This window comes from Streptomyces sp. NPDC001700 (assembly GCF_053596435.1).
This window is the reverse complement of sequence record NZ_JBSFGE010000003.1, coordinates 180,784-205,736: the sequence shown is the minus strand read 5'-3', so window position 1 is coordinate 205,736 and position 24,953 is coordinate 180,784. Positions and strand designations below refer to the sequence as shown.

The following is a 24,953-nucleotide window of genomic DNA, read 5'->3' as shown; positions in this document are numbered from 1 at the left end:
TGGGCGGCTACATCCGCGACAGCGAGGCCGTCGCGAACAGCACGTCGCGGATCGCCTCCACGTCCCCCTGCTGCCCCACCGCCGCCTCCTGCGGCGGCACATGCCCGGCGGCCAGCTGGTGGAACGTCTCGGGGTCCAGCGCGATCTGGGCCACCGTCTCCTCCCTCGTGCCCACGGCGGCCGGTGAGTCCAGCGCGATGAACCAATCGCCCCCGCCGGGCCCCTCGACCTCCAGATGGAGCGTACGGCCCGGGGCGCCCGCCTCCACCAGGCGGCGCGGCGGGGCCGCGAGCCCGGCCCGGCGCCGCTCGGCCAGCGCGTCGGGCAGCAGCCGGGCGCACAGGCCGATCATGGCCTTGAGGTGGGCGGAGGACGGGAGTTCATACGGGTAGTCGACGGCCTCGGCGATATCCCCGGCGTGCACCCAGCACTCGAAGGCGCGGTCCAGGAACGCGTCGCGGACCGGCAGGGTGAAGTCCCCGAACGGAACGGCGAGATCCGCGGCCCCGCGCCCGGCGAACGACACCGTACGGACCAGCGCGTGCCCCTGCTCCCGCCACAACTCCCGCAGCAGGGTGGACGGACCGGTCCCGCCCGCGACGTCGGGCTCCGCGTGCCAGTACGCCTCCGTACGGGCGGAGGGCGTGCCGGGCTCGTACTCGTGCTCGTGCTCGTGCTCGTAGTCTCCGAGCGGGTCGGGCAGTCCGAGGGCGGCGGCGACGGCGCCGTCCACCACCATCAGATGCCCGATGACCCCGGCGACGGTGGTGTTACGGCCGGTGAGGCGCAGCCCGTCGAACCACTTGAGCCGCACTGGAGCGCGCCATTCGGCCTCGCCCATGTCCCGCAGCAGCGCGTCCAGCCGGGCGGCCTCCGCGTCGTACGCGGCGGCCCAGCCGGGCACCGGTATCCGCGCCGGGCGGCGGCCGAGGCATCCGGCCAGCACGCGGGAGCGGAGCAGCGGGTCGAGGTCGAGGCTGTGCTCGGCGTGCAGCAGCCCCACGGCCTCGCGCAGCCGCAGCGCCTCTTCGGCGCAGGAGGGGCAGTGGTTGAGATGCGCTTCGACGGCGGCTGTCTCGTCGGGGGAGCAGGCGGTGAGCGCCCAGGCGCCGAGGAGCGACCGCAGGACGTCGTGCGTGGGCGGCGGAGCGGTGGTGCGCTCCAGCGCGGCGGCGGGCTGCTCGGTGTGGGGTTGGTCGTCCGGTGGAGCGGTACCGGGCGGATCGGTGTCGGGCGGATCGGTGTCGGGCGGGTCGGCTGGTTCGGGCAGCGGCATCAGGGGGCCCGGCCAGCCGCTGGCGTCCTCCGCGGCGGATCGCGGCGTCGGGATGCGGGGCGGCCCGGCCGGTTCGGGTGGAATGCCCGAAGTATCACCAGGCCCGTCTCTGCCGTCGCCGTGGTCGTCGCCGCGGCCATCACCGCGGCCGTACTCGGGAAAGTCGCCGGGGTCGCACCGCTCCGGGCCGCCCGCGCCGCTCATAGCGCCCGCCCGTAGCCGGGAGGCGCCATGGTGCGCGGCGGCGGGACGTAGGCCGTGGACAGCAGTTGAAGCCCGAGCCGCAGACGCCGCCGGGCCTCGTCCTCGGTCACGCCCAGTGCGGCGGCCGCCTGGCGGTAGTCGCGGCGGTCGAAGTAGGCCAGTTCCAGGGCGGCGCGCAGTGGGGCGGGCATGGACGTGACGATGTAGTCGGCGCGGGCCGCGACGGAGGCGTCCCGGACGCGCTCCTCGACGGCGACGTCATCGCCCCCGCCTTCGCCTTCGCTGTCGCTGTCTTCGGTGGTCCGCGACCGGAGCCGGTGCACCGCCTGGCGGTGGGCGAGGGTGGCGATCCAGGAGCGCAGGGAGCCCTGTTTGGGGTCGTACGCGTCCGGGTTCTCCCAGACGTAGGCGAAGACCTCGCGGGTGATGCGGTCGGCCGCGTCCTCGTCTTCCAGGACGCGATGGGCGAGATGGTGGATGAGGGAGGCGAAGCGGTCGTACAGCTCGCCGAGTGCGGCGGCTTCCCCGCGCGCCAGCCGCTGCTGCATCCTGCGGTCCCAGCGGGGCGGTGCGTCGTTCGCCATGCGGCCCCCATCCCTGTTCGTCGGCCGGGTCTCCTGGCACTATGCCCACCTTCATATCGAATGTAGTGCCGGGGGCTGACACAACGCGCCTCCATGCGGCAAAGTGCGGCACAACGCGGCTGCGGATGGTATTGGGCCGCTCACGGTGCGCAGAACCGGTGGGACGAAACGCTTCGGCGGGGCATAGGGTCGTTGTACGGCTTGAGACTGGGGGGAGTTTTATGCGGTGCCGGGCGGGCAGCCGCCTTGGAACAGCAAATTCCGGTTAGCTGCGAGCGAAGGGCTTCGAGCGCGTGACGTTGAAGGTGATGGAGGACGGACGGGGGGAGTGGGTCGTCCTGCAGGTCTCCGGCGAGATGGACCTCGTGACCTCGCCCGCAGTCCGGCAGCACGTCCACGACGCGGTCGCCGAGGGCCGCCACTCACTGGTGCTCGACCTCTCAGAGGTCCGGTTCTGCGACTCAAGCGGCGTCGGCGTCCTGATCGCCGCGCGTCGGCTGATGCGGTCGTGCTCGGGCAAGCTCCGGCTGATCCTCCCGCCGCAGGACGCGGCCCACGGTTCGCATGTGCACCGCGTCCTCGCGGCCCTGGGCGTCCGCCGCCTGTTCGACGTCTACCCCAACTTGATGGTGGCGACGGAACCGGACGACGACGAACGAAACACCGCAAACCCCCTCTCGGCCTAGCCACCGAGCCAACTCCAGCCCGGCCGGTGTCCCGGCCCGAAGTCGGCGGTTAGTGCCTGAAGCCGCCTTCCGGCCCGCTGTTCGCTCTTCCAGCCCGGCCGGCGTTTGAGGCCACGCCCGGAGGGCGTCCGGGGTCCGGGGCTTGCCCCGGTTCGGGAAGGGGCGGGGTGGGGAACAAACCCCCGTACCCCCTACGGCAGCGGCGGCACCTCAGGAAAGTCCGCCCGCACCACGAAGCCCCCCTCCTCCGTCGGCTCCGCCGACAGCGTGCCGCCCAGCAGCACCGCCCGCTCCCGCAGCCCCACCAGCCCGTGCCCACCCCCCGGCAGCCCCGGCGCCACAGCGGACGCGTCGGGCGGCCCGTTACGGACCTCCACCCGCAGCCCCCGCCCCTCGGCGGCCGCCTCCGCGATCCGTACCGTCACCCGCGCCCCCGGCGCGTGCTTGCGCACATTGGTCAACGCCTCCTGCACGATGCGGAACGCGGCCCGCTCCACCGCCTCCGGCCGTCCCGCGCGCCGCGCGTCGTCGGCCTCCTCGTACGCCACGTCCAGCGCGCTCAGCTCGATCAGCCGCGGCAGATCCGCCAGCCGGGGCTGCGGGGTGAGCTGTTCCAGATCGCCGCCCGCCGCCCGCAGGATGCCGACCATGTGGCGCAGCTCGTCCAGCGTCCGTACGGACAGCTCGCGGATCGTCCGCGCGCTCTCCCGCGCCTGCTGGTCCTCCGCACTGATCTGCACCGCCCCGGCCTGCAGGCTGATCAGGCTGACCTGATGGGCGACGACGTCGTGCATCTCGCGGGCGAGCCGCGCGCGTTCGGTGCTCAGCACCTGCTCGGCGATCAGCTCGTCGGCGCGGCGGCGGCTGCGGGTCAGATCGTCCAGGCGGGCGGCGAGTTCGCCCCGGGTGCGCACCAGCAGGCCGAGCGCGATGGGCCCGACGGAGGTGATGGACGCGTCGATGAGCGTGAGCGTGTTCTCGCGGTACGCGGTCGGCTCGAAGTCGGAAACCGGCCACGGGACGAAGTGCGCGGCGGCCAGCAGCAGCGCCGAGACGCCGAGCAGCCGTGGGCCGGGGCGGCGTTCGGCCACCGTATAGAGCGCGATCATCGGCGCGAACCAGATGTAGCCGATGAGGATGCCGGGCAGGGTGGCCAGGAAGACCGGCGCGGGGAAGCGGTGGCGCAGCAGCAGGGCGGCCGCCGCGACCAGGGAGACGTTCAGCTCCAGGCCGAGGGTGACGCCGTTGACGAGCAGCGCGTCGGCCACGGCGAGCACGACGGGGACCAGCAGCGGCCCCCACTTCCGTACCCACCCCGGCAGCCTCCACCGCCCCGACGACGACGCCGACTGTGCCGAAGACTGGGCCGCCGACTGGGCCGAGGACTGCGCCTCCGATGACGGCGCCGACTTCGGCAGCGACATCGGGGCGGCGGCCGGGGTCACCGCGGGCCGCCCGTCCCCGGGCGGCTGGCGATCAGCCCGGCCCGGTCGGCGACGATGGCGGCCTGCACCCGGTTGAGCCCGCCCAGCTTGCCGAGCACCGCCCGTACATGGTCCTTGACGGTGCTGGGCGCGAGCCCCATCCGTTCGGCTATCTGCGGGTTGGCCAGCCCCTCGCCCAGCAGCGCGAGCACTTCGCGTTCGCGCGGGGTGAGGGCGTCGATGGCGGTGGCGGAGGTCGCCTCGGCCTCGGCGGCGAGATAGCCGCCGATCACCGCCCCGGTGACGCCGGGGTCGAGGACGCTGCCGCCCTGGGCGAGGGTGCGTACCGCGCGGACCAGTTGTTCCGGGTCGGTGTCCTTGAGGAGGAACCCGGCCGCCCCGGCGCGCAGCGCGGCGGTCAGGTACTCCTGGGCGTCGAAGGTGGTCAGCATGGCGACGGTGGGGGAGCGGGGCGCGGCCCGCAACTGCCCGAGTACGGTGAGCCCGTCGGCGTCGGGCATCCGGATGTCGAGGAGGACCACGTCGGCCTCGCTGTCGAGCACCGTCTCGACCGCCGTTCCGCCGGAACAGTCGGCGACCACGTCGATGTCCGGGGCCGTGCCCAGGATCAGCCTCAGGCCGGACCGTACGAGTGCCTCGTCGTCGACCACCGCAACACGGATCACCGGCAGCTCCCCTCCCTCGGCTGTCATGCGCATTGTCCGCACAGCCTGCCGCATCGGAGCGCCAATATGGAGTGGTCTCCTCCGCCCTGTTGGGGGGATCACCCCTCCGATCGGCGGGGGGCGAGGGAAGACCACGGGCGGATGACCGCCCGTTCGGGGCCGGGCACAGTGGATCACATGCCGCACCACTCCGCGGGGTACACCCGACCCCCCGCCCCGACAGCGCGTCGTACGGCCTCTCGGCGCGCCGTGACCGCCGTGGCCGAAAATGGCCGCGGTCTGGGGTGGACAGCGGGGCGCTACGGCGCCGGACAGGCCGCCGCGACCCCCACACGCGGCGGCCTGTTCACCCTTTGACCCGCCCGCCGAGCCGTGTCGACCGGCCCTCGCTGGGGGAGGACCGGCCCATCGGGGCCTGACCACCCCCGAGTAGCCCCGGCCCGGCGGGCGCACCCATCGCCCGTGCCGTACGCCTTCCCGGGATCAGCGCCCGATGGGCGGTTCGGCCGGGGCCGGGCCCAGCGTCGTGGTGCCCGGTGCGGCCCGGTGCCCCAGGCCCGTCCGGTACGCGTCCATCGCGGCCTCCAACCGCCCCTCGCGGCGCAGCAGATCGCCCAGCAACCGGCACAGGTCGGCCAGGTCACCGGCGGCGCCGGTGCGCTCCAGCAGCGACAGCGCCGCGCAGTAGTGCTCCTCCGCCCCCTCCGCGTCGCCGCGCTCGTCGGCTATCAGCCCGAGCAGCCGGTGCGCGCCGCCCGCGTGCACCGCGCCGCGCTCCGCGGTGAGTTGCTCCGCGGTGAGTTCGACGGCATCGGCTCCGGTATCGCCGGATCTCGCCAGCAGCGGCCGCAGCAGCGCCTCCGCCTCGGCGGTACGGCCGCGCCGCCGCAGCACGTCCGCAAGCTCCACCTCCACCTGCACCATGAAGAGCGCGGCCCGCTTGGACGCCAGCATGTCGCGGGCGGTGCGCAGTTCGCTCTCCGCGCGCTCCAGGTCGCCGTCCTGCGCGTGGACGTAGCCGCGCATCCAGTGGCAGTGCGCCAGATCGGTGCGCAGCCGCAGCTGTTCGTACAGCTCCTGCGCCTTGGCCAGCGACGCGTCGGCCTCGGCGGTGCGGCCCTCGGCTATCAGGGTGCGGGCCACGCCGCGGTGCATCTGGGCGACCAGTTCCGGGTTGTCCACGCTGGGCGCCAGCGCGAGGGAGAGTTCCGCGGCGCGCACCGCCCGCCCGTGCGCTCCCATGTCCATGTACGGGGCGATCGAGGCGGTGTAGAGCAGCAGCAGGGCGTTCGGGTCGTGCATTCCGGAGGCGTTCAGCTCGTCGATGGCGCTCTCCAGCAGATAGCAGGAGTAGCGCAGTTCGCCCGCGAGCAGATGGGAGACGGCGCGGCCGCGGAGCGCCGGGACGCGGCGCGGCAGCGGCTCGTCGGCGAGCAGCTTCTCGGCGGCCTCGAAGTGGTCGCGGGCGACGATCAGTTCGCCGGTCTCCATGGCGCAGTCGCCGGACCCCAGCAGGGCAGCGGCCCGCTCCTCGGTGAAGCCGAGCCGGTCGGCCTCGGCGCCGAGCGCCGCGAAGCGGGCGGCCGCGTCCTCGGTGTCGCCGGTGGCCAGCGTCCGCCGGGCGTCGGTGAGCCCGGCGCGCAGCCGGGTGGCGTCCTGCGGCGAACGGCCGGTGGACAGCTCCTCGTAGGTGATGCCGAGCCGGTCGGCGAGGTGGCGGAGGGCGGCCTCGGAGGGGCGGACCTTCCCGGACTCCAGCGTGGAGACATACGCGGCGGTGTACGCCGGTTCGGCCAGCTGCCGCTGGGTGAACCCGCGTTCCGTACGCAGCCTGAGCACCCGGCGCCCGATCTCCGCCGTGCCCTCCGCCCCTGCCGCCCCCGCCGCTCTACCGTCTCCGGCGCTCTTTTCGGCCACCGTGCCCTCTTCTCCCCGGCGGTAACTTAATCGCCGAGCTAAGTCCATTTACGTGAGGATTAAAAACATGCAGCAGGCGATGGATACAGCACCGGTGGGGCCGGACGCCACGGCGACCGTCCGTCAGCCGGGACTGCGTCTCACCGACCATCATTTCGACGTACCGCTTGACCATAAGGCTCCGGAAGGCGAACGGATCCGGCTTTACGGCCGAGAGGTGGTCGCCGCGGGCACCTCGGACGCCCAGCGCGAGCGGATGCCGTGGCTGCTCTACCTCCAGGGCGGCCCCGGATTCGGCGCCGACCGCCCGGTGGGCCGCTCCGGCTGGCTCGACCGCGCGCTCGACGAGTACCGGGTACTCCTCCTCGACCAGCGCGGCACCGGCCGCTCCACGCCCGCCACCCGCCAGACCCTGCCGCAGCGCGGCACCCCCGAGCAGCAGGCCGACTACCTGGCCCACTTCCGCGCCGACTCCATCGTCCGCGACTGCGAGCTGATCCGGCCCCGGCTGACCGGCGGCCGCCCCTGGACCGTCCTCGGCCAGAGCTTCGGCGGCTTCTGCGCGGTCGGCTACCTCTCGTACGCGCCCGAAGGGCTCGACACCGTGCTGATCACCGGCGGGCTGCCCGGGCTCACCGCCGACGCGGACGCGGTGTACCGGGCCGCCTATCCCCGGATGGAGCGCAAAACCCTCGCCCACTACGACCGTTACCCCGGCGACGCCGACACCGTCCGCCGCGTCGTCCGCCATCTCGCCGCGCACGACGAGGTGCTGCCGGAAGGTACCCGGCTGACCCCGGAGGCGTTCCAGCAGCTCGGCATCCTGCTCGGCACCGGCGACGGATCGCACCGCCTCCACTACCTCCTGGAGGACGCCTTCGCGGAGACCCCCGCCGGACCGCGCCTCGCCGACGCGTTCGCCGAGCAGGTCGCCGCCGTGCTCTCGCGCGCCGGAAGCCCCCTGTACACCCTGCTCCACGAGTCCGTCTACGCCCAGGGCGGCAGCGCCACCGCCTGGTCCGCGCACCGCGTACGGGACGAATTCCCGCGCTTCGACGCCGCACGGGCGGTCGCCGAGGACGCTCCCGTCCTGCTCACGGCGGAGACCGTCCACCCCTGGATGCTGGACACCCACGCCGCGCTGCGCCCGCTGCGCCGCACCGCCGAGCTGCTGGCGACCCGTACCGGCTGGGGCCCGCTGTACGACCCGGAACGGCTCGCCCGCAACACCGTCCCGGTGGCCGCCGCGATCTACCACGACGATCTGTACGTGGACACCGCGCACTCGCTGGCCACCGCCCGCGCCATCCGGGGCCTGCGGACCTGGGTGACGGACGAGTACGAGCACGACGGAGTGCGGGCCGGAGGCCGCCGGGTGCTGGACCGGCTGCTGGCGCTGGCGCGGGACGAAGCGTCCTGACAAAGGTACGAGCCGGGACATAGGGCCTGATGGTCGATTTCTTTAGCGAATCCCCTAGTTCCCATTGCTCGGGCCATCCTTTGGCCCTAGGTTGAGCGGCGAATTAATCGTGTTTAACAGGCCGCTTACGGAGCAAACGTCGGGAGCCCCCGTGCGCAGAGGGATATGGCGAGGCCGCCACACCCCCTTACGCTCCGCTGTCGTCGCCGGAGGCCTGGCGCTGACGGCGGCGGTCGCCGCGACCCTGAGCCCCGCCGCGACCGCCGCGCCGTCCGCGTCCGCCGCCGGGTCGGCGGGGCGCACCCATGAGGTGGAGTACTTCACCGGCCCCGGCGCCCACCCCCGGCACACCGAGGTCCCGGCCGCCACCCCCGCCCGGCTCACCCGAGGCGACCGCGCGCTCTCCCGCGCCGAAACCGCCGCCGACGGCGATGTCGCGTCCGTCATCGACAACGGCGCCCCGGCCGACAAGGTCGACGTCGTCTTCGTCGGCGACGGCTACACCGCCGCCCAGCAGGACGACTTCCATGCCGACGTACGCTCCAAGTGGGCGCAGATCTCCGCCGTCGAGCCGTACGCCGCCTACCGGAGCCTCTTCAACGTCTGGTCCGTGGACGCCGTCTCCAACCAGTCCGGCGTCTCCGGCGACCCGTCCAAGGGCGTCGTCAAGGACACCGCCCTCGACTCCTACTTCTGGTGCGACGGCACCGAACGGCTGCTGTGCGTCGACACCGGCAAGGTCGAGTCGTACGCGGCGAAGGCGCCCGAAGCCGACCTGGTGATCGTGCTGTCCAACTCCGCCAAGTACGGCGGCGCGGGCTACGCGATCAGCTCGGGCGTCGGCTACGACGGCATCGCCACCGCCTCCTCCGACCACCCCGACTCCGACCAGGTCGCCGTCCACGAGACCGGCCACTCGGTCGGGGACCTCGCCGACGAGTACGTCTACGCCACGAACGGCACCTACACCGGCGCCGAACCCCGCGAGTCCAACGCCACCAAGCTGAGCGCCGCCCAGCTCACCGCGGAGAAGCGGAAGTGGTACCGCTGGATCGGCCAGACCTCACCGGACGGCGGCAAGGTCGGCGCGTACGAGGGCGGCCGCTACTACCCCAAGGGCCTCAACCGCCCCACCGAGAACTCGATCATGCGCACCCTCGGCCGTGAGTACAGCCTGCCCGGCCGCGAAGCGATGATCGCGGGCTTCTACCGCCACGCCAGCGTGCTCAGCAGCCGCACCGGCGCTGCTGCCGCCCGGGCGGCGAGCCTGACGGTGAGCGTCCCGAAGTCCGCCTCGCTCAGCTGGTACGTGGACGGCACCGAAGTCACCGCGGCGCGCGGCGAGAAGACCGTCACCCCCGCGTCCCTCGGCGTCCCGTCCGACGGTCGGCCGCACACCGTCATGGCCAAGGCCACGGACACCTCGCGCGCGGTGAAGGACCCCGCGCTGCGCAAGCTGCTGACCGACTCCCGCACCTGGAAGGTCCCGGCCACCAGCTGACGCGCCCCCAGCCGCCGCCGCATGGACGGCCGCCCCGAACCGCCGCCCCGTGGACCCCCGCCGCGGGGCGGCTCCACGTGGTCCTCGCGATGCGGGGCGGCCGCGGTCCGCCCCTGTAACATCGGCACGCTCTACGATCCCCGACGCGGCCCGTCCGCTCAATCGCCCCCAAGGGCGAGCGCGCAGGCGCGCGTTCCACCGGCGCGCGGCTCATCCGACAAGGCGCCGGTGCCGCCTACCGGGCGAAGGGGCCGCCGAACCCGTGAGGCAAGATGAGCCCATGGGTAACTCCGGGGGAAACACCGGCCTGCTGGCCGGGCGTTATCGGCTGGGCTCGCGGCTCGGCCGCGGCGGCATGGGCACGGTCTGGCGGGCCGTCGACGAATTGCTGGGCCGCGATGTCGCGGTCAAGGAACTCCACGTGGACGAGGGCTACGGGCCCGACAACCGGCTGCGCGGCGAGCGCGCGCTGCGCGAGGCCCGTACGGTCGCCCAGATCAAGCACCCCAATGTGATCGTCCTGCACGACGTGGTCGAGCAGGACGGCCATCCGTGGATCGTCATGGAGCTGGTCGACGGCGCCTCGCTCGCCGACCGGATGGGCGCGCGCGGCCCGCTCGGGGCGCACGAGGCGGGCCGGGTGGCGGCGGCGCTGCTGGACGCGCTGCGCGTGGCGCACGCGCGCGGGGTGCTGCACCGGGACATCAAACCGGCCAACGTGCTGATCGAGTCGGGCACCGAGCGCGTCGTGCTGACGGACTTCGGCATCGCGCAGGTCGACGGCGCGACGACGCTCACCGAGACCGGCGCGTTCGTGGGCTCCCCGGAGTACACGGCGCCGGAGCGGATGACGGGGCGCCGTACCGGGCCCGAGTCGGACCTGTGGTCGCTCGGCGTGCTGCTGTGCACGCTGGTGAGCGGGGAGTCGCCGTTCCACCGGGACTCCATGGCGGGGGTGCTGCACGCCGTCGTCTACGACGACGTCCACGTACCGGAGGCCGCCGGTCCGCTGCGGCCGCTCGTCGAGGGGCTGTTGCGGCGCGACGTCGAGACGCGGCTGACGGCGGACGAGGCGGCGCGGATGCTGCGTACGTACCTGGGCTCGGGGGACACCTCCGGGTTCTCCGTACGGCGCACCCCGACGCAGCCCGGCACGCCGCTCGCGTCGTCGGCGGCCTCCCCGGCCACGCCGGTCGCTCCTACTGTCCCCGCGTCCGGGTCCGGGTCCGGGTCCGCGTCCGGGAGGCGTTCCCCCAGGCGCCGTACGGTCTGGATGGCCGTCGCGGCGGTCGTCGCCCTCGCCGGGCTGGGCGCGGGCACGATGGCGCTGCTGGACGACGGCGGCAAGGACACGACGGCCCGTGGCGGCGCGGGCCGGGTCGCGGAGAAGGACAGCGGGGAGGACGCGCGCCCGGACGGCGACGCGGAACCGACCGGGACCGCTTCCCCGAACCCGAAGGACTCCCCGAACCCGAAGGCGTCCCCGGACGCCGCGAACCCGAAGGTGTCCACGGCCCCCGAGGCGTCCGCGCCCTCCGGCCCGGGCGGGGTGCCCGAGGGGTTCGAGCGGGTCCACGACCCCTCCGGGTTCTCGCTCGCCGTACCGAAGGGCTTCGCCCGCGAGGCCAAGGGGCCCCGGGTCTACTACAACTCGCCCGGCCTGGAGTTCCGCATCGGCATCCACGCCCAGGAGCCGGACCCGAGGGGGCCGCTCGCGGTGAGCCAGGCGGCGGACGCCAAGGGGCCGAGCGACTACGAGGGCTACCGCAACGGCCAGGTCATCCAGACCACGCAGAACGGCCACCCGGCCGCGCTGTGGGCGTTCGTCTGGAACGGTTCGGCCGACGACGGCGGCTCCCGGCAGACCTTCGACCTGAGCTGGAACGAGGGCGGCAAGATGTACGACCTGTGGCTTTCTGTCCCGGTCGGGAAGAAGTCCGAGGGGAAACGTTACTTCGACACGGCCGTCGCCACCTTCGCCCGCTCCGGCTCCTAGGGGGTCCCCGGTCGCAACGGCTTTGTCACGAGCCGTCCCCGTGGCCCGTCGGCGGGTGGCGGTGTTCACCGCCGACCGGGTAATGATTTGCGCATGACGAACGACGGGGGACGACGGGCGAACGAGCCCACCAGCTACGACCTGCGGCCGCCACAGCAGGCGACGCCGCAGCAGGCGACGCCGCAGGCGACGCCACAGGCGGCTCCGCCCGCGCAGCCGCCGCGCCAGGCGACGGGGCCCGGTGCGTACGAACCCACGCAGGCGTCCGGGCAGCGCCCCGCCGCCGACGCACCGAACGACCCGCGCGCGGGCCACGGCGCACAAGGCGGCCCTGCCACAGACGGCTCCGACACCGGGCGGCTCATCGGCGGCCGCTACCGCCTCCTCGGCCGCCTCGGCCACGGCGGCATGGGCACCGTCTGGACGGCGCACGACCAGATCGTGGACCGCGAGGTGGCGGTCAAGGAGCCGCGCGTTCCGGCCCATCTGCCGGACCGCGAGCGGCAGACCGTCTACCAGCGGATGGAGCGCGAGGCGCGCGCCGCCGCCCGGATCGACCACCCCTCCGTGGTCACCGTCCACGACGTCGTCGTGGAGGACGGCCGCCCCTGGATCGTCATGGAGCTGGTGCACGGCGCTTCGCTGGCCGACCGGCTGGCCGAGGGCACGCTCGACCCGCGCGAGGCGGCCCGGATCGGGCTCGCCGTGCTGGGCGCGCTGTCGGCCGCGCACGAGGCGGGCGTACTGCACCGCGACGTCAAGCCGGACAACGTGCTGCTCGGCCGGGGCGACCGCGTCGTCCTCACCGACTTCGGCATCGCGCACATCGAGGGCGAACAGGGCCTGACCGAGACCGGCGGCTTCGTCGGCTCGCCCGAGTTCATCTCGCCCGAGCGGGTGCTGGGCCAGCGGCCGGGCCCGGCGTCGGACCTGTGGTCACTGGGCGTCGTGCTGTACGCGGCGGTCGAGGGCATGTCCCCGTTCCGCCGCTCGCACACCCCCGCGACCCTCCAGGCCGTGCTGTCGGCCGAACCGCAGCGGCCCGCGCGGGGTCCGGACGCGCTCGGCTCCATCACCATGCGACTGCTGCTCAAGGACCCGGCCCTGCGCCCCTCGGCGGCCGAGACGCGCGAGGCGCTGGAGTCGGTCGTACGGCCGGTGCCGACCCGTCCCGCGATGCCCATGCCCACGGCGGGCACGGCGGGCGTCTACGGTCCCCCGGCGGCGCAGGGCGGCACGGTGCACAGCGGCAACCGCTTCGTCCCGCCGATCCTCCACAAGAACCGCCCGGCGCAGTTCGGCCTCGGCGCCGCCCTCGTCGTGATCGCCGCCGTATGCGTGCTGGTCTTCGTCAAGCCGTTCGCGAGCGAGGATCCACTGCCGTCCGGCTGGACGGTCCGGGAGGAGCGCGATGTGGTGGCCGCCTCGCTGGCGGTGCCGAGCGCGTACAAGCGGGTGCAGGACGACACCGACGAGAACGAGCCGAGCGTCACCTTCGGCGACCCCAGCGGCGTCTACACCATCACCCTCACCAAGCTGGTCTCCGACCCGGAGCGGAAGATCACCGACACCACCGGTCTGGCCGGGGAGGTCGCCGCGTACTACAAGAGTGGCGCCCTGTCGACGATGGAGGAGGTGCGCGGCGAGAAGCCGAGGAAGACGACGCAGCAGGGCGAACCGGCGAAGGACCTGAACACCACCTACTACAAGCCCGGCACCAGCAGCGACGAGAACCGCATCCTCTATCTGAAGCGCGATCACCTCTTCGTCAGCGACGATCACATCGCCTGGCAGCTGACCGTGACGATGCCCGCCCGGGGCGACGCCCGGGGGACCGGCGACACGCTGTACGAGGACGTCGTGAAGAACCTCAAGATCGAGGGCATCTGAGCGGCATCCACAAATAGTTACCGCCGGGTACCCAAACCGCCCGGCCGGGGCCTACGCTCGCCCCCATGACCGACTCGCAGGACAGCGCACAGGACCAGGACAGCGCACAGGACCAGGCCATCGCGGCCCCCGCAGACGGAAACCCGGTGGCCGCCAAGGGAAACCGGACCGCCGCCGACGTCGTCACCCCCGAGCTGGTCGCCCGGCTCGCCCGGTCCATCGTGGGCAGCGGCAGCACCGTCAACCACACCCCGTTCACCGGGGAGGTCCTGGCCTCCGGGCTGCCCGAGTCCACGCCCGAGGACGTCGCCACCGCCTACGAGCAGGCCCGCGAGGCCCAGCGCGCCTGGGCCGCGACGCCCGTGCGCACCCGCGCGGCCATCTTCCTGCGCTTCCACGACCTCCTGCTGCGCCGCCAGTCGGAGGTCCTGGACCTCATCCAGCTGGAGACCGGCAAGACCCGGCTGCACGCCCACGAGGAGATCCAGGGCGTCGTCCTGGCCGCCCGCCACTACGGCCGCAAGGCACACGCCTATCTGCGTCCCAAGTCCCATGTGGGCGTCGTGCCGACGCTCACCAAGGTCACCGAACTGCGCCAGCCGCGCGGCGTCATCGGCCAGATCGTGCCGTGGAACTACCCCCTGGAGCTGTCGGTCGGCGACGCGATACCCGCCTTCGTCGCGGGCAACGCGGTCGTCATGAAGCCGGACACCGAGACCGTGCTGACCGCCCTGTGGGCGCGCGAACTGATGCTGGAGGCCGGAATGCCGCCCGGCGTGTGGCAGATCGTCGTCGGCGACGGCCCGGTGGTCGGCCCGGCCGTCGTCGAGCACGCCGACTACGTCTCGTTCACCGGCTCCACCCGCACCGGCCGGGGCGTGGCCCAGGCCGCCGCCGCCCGCCTGGTGGGCTGCTCGCTCGAACTCGGCGGCAAGAACGCCATGCTGGTGCTGCGCGACGCCGACCTCGACCGGGCCGCCGAGGGCGCCGTCCGCGCGTGCTTCGCCTCCGCCGGGCAGCTGTGCATCTCCATCGAGCGGCTGTACGTCCACGAGTCGATAGCGGACGACTTCATCGAGCGGTTCGCGGCCCGTACGAAGGCCATGCGGCTCGGCTCGGCCCTCGCCTACGGCGCCGAGATGGGCTCCCTCGTCTCGGACCGCCAGCTGGAGACCGTCACCCGCCATGTGGAAGAGGCCGTCTCCAAGGGCGCCACGGTCGTCGCGGGCGGCCGCCCCCGCCCGGACATCGGCCCGTACTTCTACGAGCCGACGATCCTGGACGGCGTGGAGGCGCCGATGGCGGTGTGCACCGAGGAGACCTTCGGCCCGGTCGTCTCCATCTACCGCTTCTCTGACGAGGACGAGGCGGTCGAGCGGGCCAACGCCACCGCGTACGGCCTCAACGCCAGCGTCTGGTCCAAGGACGCCCGGCGCGGCCGCGCGGTCGCCGCCCGGCTGCGCGCGGGCACCGTCAACGTCAACGAGGCGTACGCCGCCGCGTACGGCAGCGTCGCGTCCCCGATGGGCGGCATGGGCGACTCCGGTCTCGGCCGCCGCCACGGCTCGGAGGGCATCCTCAAGTACACCGAGGCGCAGACGGTCGCCCAGCAGCGGCTGATGCCGCTCGGCCCGTCCTTCGGCCTGACGGACGAGAAGTACGCGGAGTTCATGAGCCGCAGCCTGCGCGCGATGAAGGCCCTGCGGCTGCGCTGACCGGTACGCATCGAACGGGAGGTACCCGGTGTCAGGGGACAAGCGGGACAAGCACGCCGACACGACCGGTGATGGTGCTGACGACACGTACGACTACGACGTCATCGTCATCGGATCGGGCTTCGGAGGAGCCGTCTCGGCCCTCCGGCTCACCGAGAAGGGATACCGGGTCGGCGTCCTGGAGGCGGGCCGCCGCTTCACGCCCGAGACCCTGCCCAAGAACTCCTGGGACCTCCGCAACTACCTCTGGGCCCCGGCCCTCGGCCTCTTCGGCATCCAGCGCATCCATCTCCTCGGCAAGGTGATGGTGCTGGCGGGCGCCGGGGTCGGGGGCGGGTCGCTCAACTACGCCAACACGCTCTACGTACCGCCCGAGCCGTTCTTCCGGGACCCGCAGTGGGGCCGCATCACCGACTGGCAGGAGGAGCTGGAGCCGTACTACGACCAGGCGCGGCGGATGCTCGGCGCCCGGCTCAACCGGACGATGACCCCCTCCGACGTCCACCTCAAGGCGGCCGCCGAGAAGATGGGCGTGGGCGACACGTTCCACATGGCGCCCGTCGGCGTCTTCTTCGGGGACGGCGAGGACGCGGACGGATCGGCGGAGGCCGCGCCGGGGCAGGAGGCCCCCGACCCGTACTTCGGCGGCGCGGGCCCGGCCCGCCGGGCGTGCACCCAGTGCGGCGAGTGCATGACCGGATGCCGCCGGGGCGCCAAGAACACCCTCAACGAGAACTACCTCTACCTCGCCGAGCGGGCGGGCGCCGTCGTCCACCCCATGACGACCGTGGTCGCCCTGCGCGACGCCGGTGGTCATGGGACGGACGGCGGCTACGACGTCGCCACCGTCCCCACCGCGAACCGCCGCAGGGGCAAGCGCGAGCCGAAGACACTGCGCGCGCGGTACGTCGTCCTCGCCGCCGGTACGTACGGCACCCAGACCCTGCTGCACACGATGCGCGACCGGGGCCTGCTGCCCCGCCTGTCGGACCGGCTCGGGATGCTGACCCGCACCAACTCCGAGGCCCTGGTCGGCGCCCAGACCACCGACCGCCGCTACCGCGCCCGCAGCGGGGAGCGGCCCGACTTCAGCCGGGGCGTCGCGATCACCTCGTCCGTCCACCCGGACGCCAACACCCACATCGAGCCCGTCCGCTACGGCAAGGGCTCCAACGCGATGGGCATGATGTCCATCCTGCAGATCCCGGACGGCCGTGGCCCGCGCTGGCTGCGCTTCCTTAACGCGACCCTCCGCCACCCGACGCTGGCCGCCCGCTCCCTGTCCAACCGGCGCTGGTCGGAGCGCACCATCATCGGCCTGGTCATGCAGACCCACGACAACTCGCTGACCACGTACCGCAAGCCGAAGGGCCCCGGCAAGGGCCTGCTCACCGCCCGCCAGGGCCACGGCACGCCCAACCCGGACCACATCCCCGAGGGCGCGGCGGCGGCGCGCCATATCGCCGAGTCGATCAACGGCTTCCCGGGCAGCAACGTCGGTGAGCTGATGGGCACCCCGCTGACCGCCCACTTCCTGGGCGGCTGCCCGATTGGGGCGTCGGCGGAGGAGGGCGTCATCGACCCGTACCACCGGCTGTACGGACACCCGGGGATCAGCGTGGTGGACGGCGCGGCGGTCTCGGCCAACCTGGGCGTGAACCCGTCTCTGACGATCACGGCCCAGGCGGAACGAGCGATGTCTCTATGGCCCAACAAGGCAGAAAATGACCCCCGCCCAGCCCAAAACGAACCGTACGTCCGGCTCGCTCCGGTGCCGCCGAAGACCCCAACAGTCCCCAAAACGGCCTACGCAGCCCTGCGCGTTGTGGGCAATCGTTCCGCAGGGCGGAACGGGTGGGCACAACCCACCCACCGGCCCGCACCCGACAACGAAACCCCGTAGGGCCACCCCGCTCAGGGGTGACCCTACGACTCAGCTCAGGCCGAAACCCGACGCTTCCGCACAACAAACACGGCCCCGCCACCCACAGCCATGGCCACCCCACCGATAAGCCCAATCATCGGCAGCGCGGAAGACGACCCAGTAGACGCAAGCTGCCCAGTCACCGGCAACTTGCTCAGCTCCGTGCCCCCCGTGGGCGAGGGCCGGTTGCCCTTACCCCCCGGCTTACCCTCCGCCTCGTCGACCGGCCCCGGCTTACTGCCCGCGACCAGGACCTCGAACTCGTAGTCCATGACCTCGGAGTACCCGCAGACGTTGTCCTCGTCGTGGTACGCACCGGCCGCGAGCCCGACCCCGTAGCTACCGGGAGTCTTGGCGTCGGCCTTCAACCGCAGCTTGGCGTCCGCGTACTCACCCGGCTTCAGCTCGCCGACCGAGCCGAAGTACTCCAGCTCGTTGCTGATGGTCTTCCAGCTGCCGCTGTCCTCGTCGTAGAACTGCACGGTGATCAGCTTCGAGACGTCTTCCAGATCGTCCTTGTCGACGGCGGCGAACTCCACATACGCGTCGACCGACTTCATCGCCTTGTCGGAGACATTGGTCGTCCGGAAGGTGAACGGCACCCAGCCGGAACCGGCCACGACCTTGCTGGGCAGCCCGCGCAGCTCGGTGGTGACGGATTCCTCCAGGGACGACTCCTCGCACGTCTCCGGGTCGGTCGGCCCCGCCGTGGGCGTAGCCGTGGGCGTACCCGTCGGCTCGTCGGTGGGCTCATCGGTCGGCTCGTCCGTGGGCTCATCGGTCGGCTCATCCGTGGGCTCGTCCGTCGGCTCATCGGTCGGCTCGGTCGGCCCAACCGTCGGGCCATCCGTCGGCTCATCCGTCGGCGGGACCGACGGCTCCTCGGTCGGGGTGCCGCCGTCTCCCGGCTCGGTGACCGTCGGGCTGGGCGACGGTTCGTCGGAGGCGAAGGCGGCGGGCGCGGCGAGCAGCGCGGCAGGAGCTATGGCAGCCGTAGCAACGGCGGCCACCAGTGTGCGGCGAATCTTCATGAAGACCTCTTCTGGAAGGCCGTCGCGGTGGGGCGCGGAGTGGCCGTGCGTTCGGTTTGCACGTACATGACCAACCCGCTGGCCGAAAGGTTGCCTTCACAGATGCTCACAGAATGGTCACAGAACCCACAGGAGCCTCAGCGGGCGTAACCCAGAACGGGCGTAGGGCCCCGGGACGTCCGACGAGGCGGGCGTCCCGGGGCCCTAGGCGGTCAGCACCGGCGTCAGGGCAGCGCCGGTGCTGAAGGGGCGGCGCCGGGGGGTTGCGCCGCGGGCTCGGGGCGAGCAAGCAAAAGAAGGAGAAAAGGTGGGGGAGGAGGAAGGTGCGTCAGGGGCGTACGCCCGCGCGGCCGGACTCGTGATCAGGCCGTGGTCGGACCAATGACGGGTGCTGACCCGGGGTGTTTTCCCTCACTGCATCGTGGTGGATGCATCGCTCCGGGCGCAACCGTTTCGACTGGATACGGTCGGTCCCAGGCGTCCCCGGGACCGACCGCCCTGTGGATGGTGACCGGGCTGCTGTCCCCTGCCGACCGGTCACCTCGCCGACGCGGCACCGGGCTCAACGAGCCCGTTCGCGAGCCGGTCACGCGCCGTACGGGTGACGAGAGCCCCCGAGGAAACCCGTCAGGCCCGCCCCCGGCACAGCTCCAGCAGCGTCATGGCGAGGGTCGTACCGGGCTTGCCGAGCGACTGGCGGTAGCGGTCGAGGATCTCCATCTCGCGGGAGAGGTGCACCCGCCGCCCGCCCGCCGCGATCCGCGCCTCCTGGATGGAGGCCGAGACCGCCATCCGTTCCCGGACGAGGTCGAGGATCCGTCCGTCGAGGGCGTCGATCCGCTCGCGCGCGGAACCGATCACATCTGAAGTCGTGGCCGTGCTCATATCCGTATCTCCTGGTCTCTCATCGATCAGAGGGACCCGGAACCGGCTGAGACCCGAAGCCAAACGCACCAGCGCCCCGGGCCTGTACCGGCCCGGGGCGCCTGGGAAGTCGCTTGTCAGTAGTTCAAGCAGCACGACCATGGCAGCCGGACGGGCCGGTGCCATAGATAAAGACGAAGGTCATGCGCGTGGACATGAGGCCGATTATGGGCTGGTTAGAATCGAAAGTCCAACCCTCCAGTTCCACCGCCGGAAGGCCGCCGAAGTGCCATCAGCGTCCCCTGCTGCCGCCCCCGACACCGTCCTGGTCGTCGACTTCGGCGCGCAGTACGCACAGCTCATCGCCCGACGAGTCCGTGAGGCCCGCGTCTACAGCGAGATCGTCCCGTCCACCATGCCGGTGGCCGAGATGCTCGCCAAGAACCCGAAGGCGATCATCCTCTCCGGCGGGCCGTCCTCGGTCTACGCCGAGGGAGCGCCCCGGCTCGACCGGGCGATCTTCGAGGCCGGGGTCCCCGTCTTCGGCATGTGCTACGGCTTCCAGCTGATGGCCGTGACGCTCGGCGGCACCGTCGACAACAACGGTGCGCGCGAGTACGGCCGTACCGACCTGAGCGTGACCAAGCAGGGCTCGACGCTCTTCGCGGGCACCCCCGAGCAGCAGCAGGTGTGGATGTCGCACGGCGACGCCTGCTCGGCCGCGCCCGAGGGCTTCACCGTCACCGCGTCCACCGACCAGGTGCCGGTCGCGGCGTTCGAGTGCGACGAGCGCAAGCTGTACGGCGTACAGCACCACCCCGAGGTGATGCACTCCACCCACGGCCAGCAGGTCCTGGAGCACTTCCTGTACCGGGGCGCGGGTCTGTCGCCCACCTGGACCACCTCCAATGTGGTCGAGGAGTCCGTGGCGGCCATCCGCGAGCAGGTCGGCACCAAGCGCGCGATCTGCGGGCTGTCGGGCGGCGTGGACTCCGCCGTCGCCGCCGCCCTCGTCCAGAAGGCCATCGGCGACCAGCTCACCTGCGTGTACGTCGACCACGGGCTGATGCGCAAGGGCGAGTCCGAGCAGGTCGAGAAGGACTTCGTGGCCGCCACCGGCGTCCAGCTGAAGGTCGTCGAGGCCGAGCAGCGCTTCCTCGACGCGCTCGCCGGGGTGTCCGACCCCGAGGAGAAGCGGAAGATCATCGGCCGGGAGTTCATCCGGGTCTTCGAGCAGGCCCAGGCCGAGCTGGTGGCCGAGGCGGGCGCGGCCGGTGAGGCCGTGGAGTTCCTGGTGCAGGGCACCCTCTACCCGGATGTGGTGGAGTCCGGCGGCGGCACCGGCACCGCCAACATCAAGTCCCATCACAACGTGGGCGGGCTCCCCGACGACATCGAGTTCCAGCTCGTCGAGCCGCTGCGTCGGCTCTTCAAGGACGAGGTGCGCAACGTCGGCCAGGAGCTGGGCCTCCCGGAGGACATCGTCCACCGCCAGCCCTTCCCGGGCCCGGGTCTCGGCATCCGCATCATCGGCGAGGTCACCAAGGACCGCCTGGACCTGCTCCGCGAGGCCGACGCGATCGCCCGCGAGGAGCTGACCGCCGCTGGTCTGGACCGCGAGATCTGGCAGTGCCCGGTGGTCCTGCTCGCCGACGTCCGCTCGGTCGGCGTCCAGGGCGACGGCCGCACCTACGGCCACCCCATCGTGCTGCGCCCGGTGTCCTCCGAGGACGCGATGACGGCCGACTGGTCGCGCCTGCCGTACGACGTGCTGTCGCGGATCTCGACCCGGATCACGAACGAGGTGGACGAGGTCAACCGGGTGGTCCTGGACATCACCAGCAAGCCGCCCGGCACCATCGAGTGGGAGTGACCGCCCGCTCCTGATCATCATCTGATCGTCAACACCGACGCCGTCGCTCATACGTTTGGGTGGCGGCGTCGCTGTTTGCGCTGGGTACTCTGACCGGAGAGGCGAGACTCCGTCCCATGGGAGCAATCATGAGCGCCGCACGCGAGTACCAGCTGGACGAGCAGTACGAGTGGGCCCGCCCGCCGCAGGGCGGCTGGACGGCGGACGATCTCGACCGGCTTCCGAATCTTCCTCCGCACACGGAGCTGATCGACGGGAGTCTCGTCCTAGTGAGTCCGCAAACCGCCTTTCACATGCGCGCCATGCGCTTGTTCGAGAACGCCTTGCTGGGGCAGGCACCGGACACGTTGGACGTCATGCGTGAGATGACCGTCCGGCTCGACGCCAAGAACCGGCCTGAGCCGGATCTCCTCGTGGTTCGCGCGGATGCGTATATCGGACCGAGCCAGACCTGGTACAGCCCCGAGGTCGTTCTCTTGGCTGTTGAGGTCGTGTCGGAGGACTCCGAGGAGCGGGACCGAGACACCAAGCCACGCAGGTACGCGCGAGCCGGTATTCCTCACTACTGGCGGGTGGAGGAGGACCACGGCCTCCCCGTCGTCTACGTCTACGAGCTCGATGTCACTACGAAGGCGTACCACCCCACCGGCATCTACCACGACAAGCTCAGACTGGCCGCTCCTTACGACATCTACGTCGACCTCACCGCGATCAATCGCCGCCGCCCCTGACACTGGCCTCCTGCCATACCCAGAGGTAGCTTCCGCCTCGGAGCCTTGAAGGCCCTGAGGAGGGAGCTGCCGAGATGACGATGCCGATACCGCGGCCGAACCCCGAGCCGATACCGACCGACCAGCTGCACATCACCATGCCGCCCACCCACGCCTCCCCGGCCGACGAGCGGCGGTACCGCAAGGAGCGGCTGGCGGCGGCGCTGCGCGTCTTCGGGCGGTACGGGTACGAGGAGGGCGTCGCGGGGCACATCACCGTGCGCGACCCGGAACTCACCGACCATTTCTGGGTGAACCCGTTCGGAATGCCCTTCGCTCACATCACCGTGAGCGACCTGATCCTCGTCAACGAGGCGGGCCAGGTGGTCCAGGGGCGCTACCACGTCAATCAGGCGGCCTTCGTCGTTCACTCGTCCGTGCATCGGGCCCGGCCGAATGTGGTGGCCGTCGCCCACACCCGTTCCGTCCACGGCCGGGCCCTGTCCGCGCTCGGCGAGCTGCTGGAGCCGATCACCCAGGACGTGTGCGCCTTCTTCGAGGACCACGGGCTCTACGACAGCAGCACGGGCGTCGTCGTGGACGAGGGGGAGGGCCGCAGGATCGCGGCGGCGCTCGGCGCGCACAAGGCCCTCATCCTGCGCAATCGCGGTCTGCTGACGGTCGGGGACTCGGTCGACGCGGCCGCCTGGTGGTTCATCGCGATGGAGCGCGCGTGCCAGGCGCAGCTGGCGGCGAAGGCGGCGGGCAAGCCGGTTCCCGTCGACCACGAGAGCGCCGCGCGGATCCGTGAGCAGCTAGGAAGCGATCTTGTGGCGTGGATCAACTATCAACCTCTGTACCTGCAGATCACCCGCGGTGAGCCGGACCTGCTCAACTGAGACCCCTCGCGGTGCGGCACAATCCTCCCTCTATACCTGTCAGTTGGACGTACAGAACGAGTGAACGACGGAGCGGTGAGACCTCGTGGCGGTGGACACGACGAAAGACGCCACGAAGGCGAAAGTGAAGGCGAACGGCCCCCACGGGGACAGTCACGCGGACCACGGCCCGGCGGGCTGTGAGTGCCCCCAGGGCGCCCGTGAGGGGCACCGGCGGGCGGTGGCCGCGTTCGTGGCCATGCGGGAGCGTTTCGCGGCCGGAGAGGGCGTTCCGGCGGCCCTCGCGCACTCGGCCGGGGCGTCCCGGCAGTGGGTGTCGGACGAACTCGCCCACGCCGCCCGTACGCTCGTCGACTGCGGCCAGGCCGAGAGCACCGCGTGGCGCGACGCGGTGTGGCGGCGCACCCTGCTGGTGGTCTGGGGCGCGGTCGGGGCGCTGCTGATCGGGCAGTTGGCGACGGCGCTCGGCGCCGGGTGGTCGGTCGCCCGCACCGCCGGGCTCACCGCCGCCCTCGTCACCGGCGCGCTGCTGACCGTCACCGCCCGGCTGCACTACGCGAACGGCGGCCCGCTCGCGCCGCTCGTCGGCGAGGACAACCGGATGTCCACCTCCCGCTCCCTCGCCGCCGCCTGGCTGCTGCTGGCCGTCTTCTCGGTGCTCGTCCTGGCCGTCGAGCTGGCCGTCGACCCCGGCGACCGGGACCGGATCGCCGGGGGCCTGTCCCTGGGCCACGCCGCCGGGCTGCTCACGGTCGCCGGGCTGACCTGCGTGGCCGCGGTGCTCGCCCGGCTCGTCGTCGCGGCCCGGGTGCGGGCGCAGCGGCTGCAGAAGGTTCGCGCGGCCCGTCCGCGCGCCGCCGATCTCCTCACGGACGACGCGGGCCGTGGCAGCTTCGCCGACGTCCAGTACGTCGTCGTCCACGCGGTCGCCCTCGCCTTCGCCGCCGTCCGGCTCGCCCGCGAACCGTGGCGGCTGCCGGAGCTGCCGTGGGGTCTGGTGCTGCTCGCCGTGGTCTCCGTGCTGATGTACCTCACCGGCAAGTACGCGGAGGGCGGCCGTCCGACCGTCCTGTCCGTCGTCCGGGTCCGCCCCGAGGAGGGCGGCATCGACCGCGACGCCCCGATCCGCACCGGCGACGACATCGAGATCCGGGGCAACGGCTTCGTCCCGCCGGGCGCGCAGGACCCCGACCGGCTGGCCCGGATGGTCGTCCGCATCGGCGCCGTCCACGTCCACGTCCCCCTGATCCCGGTCGCGGGCGGCTTCAGCAACCCGACCGATACGGCCCTGACCGTGCCGGTCCCGGTGGACGTGGAGCCCGGCCGGGTGGACGTGCAGGTGGTGACGGCGTCGGGGGCGGAGACGAACCGCTACCAGATCGACGTACTCGACTGACCAGGCCCGACCTCGACTGAGCCCGACTGACACCGGCTGAGTACGAATCCCCCTCCCATCCGTATGGTTTTGGTGACTACGCGATGGGAGAGGCGGGCGTCATGAGGCATGCGGACCGAACGGTCGGAGGGGGCCCCGCGGGAGACGCGGGCAGTGTGAACGTCGTGAGCGGCATAGGCGGCGGCCCGCCCACGGGCGGCGTGCGCGCCATGGCCGCCCGCTACTCCCTCCTACCCCTACGGATTTTCCTGGGCGTCACCTTCGTCTACGCCGGGATCGACAAGCTCACCGATTCGGCCTTCCTCGCCGACAGCGGCGCGGGCTCGATCGGCCAGCTGATGAGCCAGGTGCGCGACACGTCGGCCGTCCCCTGGCTGGTCGACCAGGCCCTGAACTCCCCGACCACCTTCGGCTACGTCATGGCCTACGGAGAGCTGGCGGTCGGCCTCGGCACCCTCTTCGGCCTCCTCTCCCGCGTGGCGGCCCTGGGCGGCGCGCTGATCTCGCTGAGCCTGTGGCTGACGGTGAGCTGGCAGACGGAGCCGTACTACTACGGCAACGACCTGGCCTACCTGATCGCCTGGCTCCCCCTGATCCTCGCGGGCGCCCCCTACCTGTCCCTGGACACGACCTGGTCCAAGCACCGCCGCCGCCAGAACTCCCAACTCTTCACCTGACCCCAACCTCAGCGCCCGTACCCCCACAGCCCCGCACCCCCGCAGCCCCTTCGCCCCGAGCCGACCACGGCCCGCCCCCGGCGGGCGCCCGGCCCCACGGCACCCCGCGCGCCGAGCAGCGGCCGGGCCTGCGCCCCGCCCCCGGCGGTGGCCGGTCGCACCGGCAGGGGCCGCAGGCTCCGCGCAGCGGCGGGGGGCCGGGGGCGGAGCCCCCGGTTTCGGGAAGGGGCGGGGTGGGGGACTTCCCTCCGCCGCTCGGCGCCCGGTGCCCGGCGGGCTG

General features: G+C 72.3%; 19 protein-coding genes. 12 read left to right on the top strand and 7 right to left on the bottom strand.

The genetic code is table 11. From position 1 onward, the window contains the following. Positions 1–7: 7 nt before the first annotated feature. Positions 8–1,480 carry a zf-HC2 domain-containing protein gene (locus tag ACWC5C_RS06630; RefSeq protein ID WP_450874357.1) on the bottom strand — a complete coding sequence of 491 codons (1,473 nt, stop codon included), beginning with the start codon at positions 1,478–1,480 and terminating at the stop codon, positions 8–10. Next, positions 1,477–2,064, bottom strand: coding sequence for an RNA polymerase sigma factor (locus ACWC5C_RS06625; RefSeq protein WP_450874355.1), 588 nt, complete (start codon positions 2,062–2,064; stop codon positions 1,477–1,479). Before ACWC5C_RS06625 ends, ACWC5C_RS06630 begins: the two co-directional genes overlap by 4 nt. Before the next feature lie 308 nt (positions 2,065–2,372). Here ACWC5C_RS06625 and ACWC5C_RS06620 point away from each other — a divergent pair, with 308 nt between their 5' ends. Continuing rightward, positions 2,373–2,750: an STAS domain-containing protein gene (locus ACWC5C_RS06620; protein ID WP_450874353.1), complete on the top strand. Its 378-nt coding sequence runs from the start codon at positions 2,373–2,375 to the stop codon at positions 2,748–2,750. Between the two features lie 191 nt (positions 2,751–2,941). Here the strand turns inward: ACWC5C_RS06620 and ACWC5C_RS06615 are convergent, their stop codons facing one another. The 3 genes from ACWC5C_RS06615 to ACWC5C_RS06605 form a co-directional block, all read right to left on the bottom strand. Next, a complete protein-coding gene (locus ACWC5C_RS06615; RefSeq protein WP_450874351.1) occupies positions 2,942–4,195 on the bottom strand; it encodes a sensor histidine kinase in 1,254 nt (417 codons plus the stop codon). After that, positions 4,192–4,860: a response regulator gene (locus tag ACWC5C_RS06610; protein ID WP_450874702.1), complete on the bottom strand. Its 669-nt coding sequence runs from the start codon at positions 4,858–4,860 to the stop codon at positions 4,192–4,194. Before ACWC5C_RS06610 ends, ACWC5C_RS06615 begins: the two co-directional genes overlap by 4 nt. 483 nt (positions 4,861–5,343) lie before the next feature. Then, positions 5,344–6,777 carry a helix-turn-helix domain-containing protein gene (locus tag ACWC5C_RS06605; protein ID WP_450874701.1) on the bottom strand — a complete coding sequence of 478 codons (1,434 nt, stop codon included), beginning with the start codon at positions 6,775–6,777 and terminating at the stop codon, positions 5,344–5,346. Between the two features lie 67 nt (positions 6,778–6,844). Here ACWC5C_RS06605 and ACWC5C_RS06600 point away from each other — a divergent pair, with 67 nt between their 5' ends. The 6 genes from ACWC5C_RS06600 to ACWC5C_RS06575 all read left to right on the top strand — a co-directional run bounded on the left by ACWC5C_RS06600 (position 6,845) and on the right by ACWC5C_RS06575 (position 17,202). Then, positions 6,845–8,197 (top strand): alpha/beta fold hydrolase, encoded by a 1,353-nt coding sequence (locus tag ACWC5C_RS06600; protein ID WP_450874349.1) that lies wholly within the window; start codon positions 6,845–6,847, stop codon positions 8,195–8,197. A gap of 151 nt (positions 8,198–8,348) precedes the next feature. Then, entirely contained in the window at positions 8,349–9,698 is a 1,350-nt protein-coding gene (locus ACWC5C_RS06595) for a M64 family metallopeptidase (RefSeq protein WP_450874347.1), read from the top strand. Between the two features lie 280 nt (positions 9,699–9,978). Continuing rightward, complete coding sequence (locus ACWC5C_RS06590) at positions 9,979–11,694, top strand: serine/threonine-protein kinase (protein WP_450874345.1); 1,716 nt, start codon at positions 9,979–9,981, stop codon at positions 11,692–11,694. A 93-nt stretch (positions 11,695–11,787) separates the two neighbouring features. Beyond that, positions 11,788–13,584 carry a serine/threonine-protein kinase gene (locus ACWC5C_RS06585; RefSeq protein WP_450874343.1) on the top strand — a complete coding sequence of 599 codons (1,797 nt, stop codon included), beginning with the start codon at positions 11,788–11,790 and terminating at the stop codon, positions 13,582–13,584. A 65-nt stretch (positions 13,585–13,649) separates the two neighbouring features. Next, positions 13,650–15,299 carry a succinic semialdehyde dehydrogenase gene (locus ACWC5C_RS06580; protein ID WP_450874341.1) on the top strand — a complete coding sequence of 550 codons (1,650 nt, stop codon included), beginning with the start codon at positions 13,650–13,652 and terminating at the stop codon, positions 15,297–15,299. Between the two features lie 28 nt (positions 15,300–15,327). After that, positions 15,328–17,202: a GMC oxidoreductase gene (locus ACWC5C_RS06575; protein ID WP_450874339.1), complete on the top strand. Its 1,875-nt coding sequence runs from the start codon at positions 15,328–15,330 to the stop codon at positions 17,200–17,202. 35 nt (positions 17,203–17,237) lie between these two features. On the opposite strand, the gene ACWC5C_RS06570 is transcribed toward ACWC5C_RS06575, so the two are convergent. Together ACWC5C_RS06570 and ACWC5C_RS06565 are read right to left on the bottom strand one after the other, a co-directional pair. After that, a complete protein-coding gene (locus tag ACWC5C_RS06570; RefSeq protein WP_450874337.1) occupies positions 17,238–18,254 on the bottom strand; it encodes a PT domain-containing protein in 1,017 nt (338 codons plus the stop codon). Between the two features lie 627 nt (positions 18,255–18,881). Beyond that, positions 18,882–19,139: a chorismate mutase gene (locus ACWC5C_RS06565; RefSeq protein ID WP_450874335.1), complete on the bottom strand. Its 258-nt coding sequence runs from the start codon at positions 19,137–19,139 to the stop codon at positions 18,882–18,884. A 265-nt stretch (positions 19,140–19,404) separates the two neighbouring features. Here ACWC5C_RS06565 and guaA point away from each other — a divergent pair, with 265 nt between their 5' ends. The 5 genes from guaA (at position 19,405) to ACWC5C_RS06540 (ending at position 24,673) form a co-directional block, all read left to right on the top strand. Further along, positions 19,405–20,991 carry a glutamine-hydrolyzing GMP synthase gene (gene guaA, locus ACWC5C_RS06560; protein WP_450874333.1) on the top strand — a complete coding sequence of 529 codons (1,587 nt, stop codon included), beginning with the start codon at positions 19,405–19,407 and terminating at the stop codon, positions 20,989–20,991. Positions 20,992–21,119: 128 nt separating this feature from the next. Further along, the gene (locus ACWC5C_RS06555; protein WP_450874331.1) at positions 21,120–21,722 is read left to right on the top strand and encodes a Uma2 family endonuclease; all 603 of its coding nucleotides are present in this window, start codon (positions 21,120–21,122) and stop codon (positions 21,720–21,722) included. Between the two features lie 74 nt (positions 21,723–21,796). Continuing rightward, entirely contained in the window at positions 21,797–22,600 is an 804-nt protein-coding gene (locus ACWC5C_RS06550) for a class II aldolase/adducin family protein (protein WP_450874329.1), read from the top strand. 124 nt (positions 22,601–22,724) lie between these two features. After that, entirely contained in the window at positions 22,725–23,996 is a 1,272-nt protein-coding gene (locus ACWC5C_RS06545; protein ID WP_450874700.1) for a hypothetical protein, read from the top strand. A 101-nt stretch (positions 23,997–24,097) separates the two neighbouring features. Next, on the top strand, positions 24,098–24,673 hold the full coding sequence (locus ACWC5C_RS06540; protein WP_450874327.1) for a DoxX family protein: 576 nt from the start codon (positions 24,098–24,100) through the stop codon (positions 24,671–24,673). The last annotated feature ends 280 nt before the right edge of the window (positions 24,674–24,953 follow it).

Excerpts from the sequence above, each read along its gene's own strand:
- ACWC5C_RS06630 (WP_450874357.1), bottom strand. The coding sequence starts at position 1,480 with ATGAGCGGCGCGGGCGGCCCGGAGCGGTGCGACCCCGGCGACTTTCCC.
- ACWC5C_RS06625 (WP_450874355.1), bottom strand. The coding sequence starts at position 2,064 with ATGGCGAACGACGCACCGCCCCGCTGGGACCGCAGGATGCAGCAGCGG.
- ACWC5C_RS06620 (WP_450874353.1), top strand. The coding sequence starts at position 2,373 with ATGGAGGACGGACGGGGGGAGTGGGTCGTCCTGCAGGTCTCCGGCGAG.
- ACWC5C_RS06600 (WP_450874349.1), top strand. The coding sequence starts at position 6,845 with ATGCAGCAGGCGATGGATACAGCACCGGTGGGGCCGGACGCCACGGCG.
- ACWC5C_RS06590 (WP_450874345.1), top strand. The coding sequence starts at position 9,979 with ATGGGTAACTCCGGGGGAAACACCGGCCTGCTGGCCGGGCGTTATCGG.
- ACWC5C_RS06585 (WP_450874343.1), top strand. The coding sequence starts at position 11,788 with ATGACGAACGACGGGGGACGACGGGCGAACGAGCCCACCAGCTACGAC.
- ACWC5C_RS06580 (WP_450874341.1), top strand. The coding sequence starts at position 13,650 with ATGACCGACTCGCAGGACAGCGCACAGGACCAGGACAGCGCACAGGAC.
- ACWC5C_RS06570 (WP_450874337.1), bottom strand. The coding sequence starts at position 18,254 with ATGAAGATTCGCCGCACACTGGTGGCCGCCGTTGCTACGGCTGCCATA.
- ACWC5C_RS06565 (WP_450874335.1), bottom strand. The coding sequence starts at position 19,139 with ATGAGCACGGCCACGACTTCAGATGTGATCGGTTCCGCGCGCGAGCGG.
- ACWC5C_RS06555 (WP_450874331.1), top strand. The coding sequence starts at position 21,120 with ATGAGCGCCGCACGCGAGTACCAGCTGGACGAGCAGTACGAGTGGGCC.
- ACWC5C_RS06550 (WP_450874329.1), top strand. The coding sequence starts at position 21,797 with ATGACGATGCCGATACCGCGGCCGAACCCCGAGCCGATACCGACCGAC.
- ACWC5C_RS06540 (WP_450874327.1), top strand. The coding sequence starts at position 24,098 with ATGAGGCATGCGGACCGAACGGTCGGAGGGGGCCCCGCGGGAGACGCG.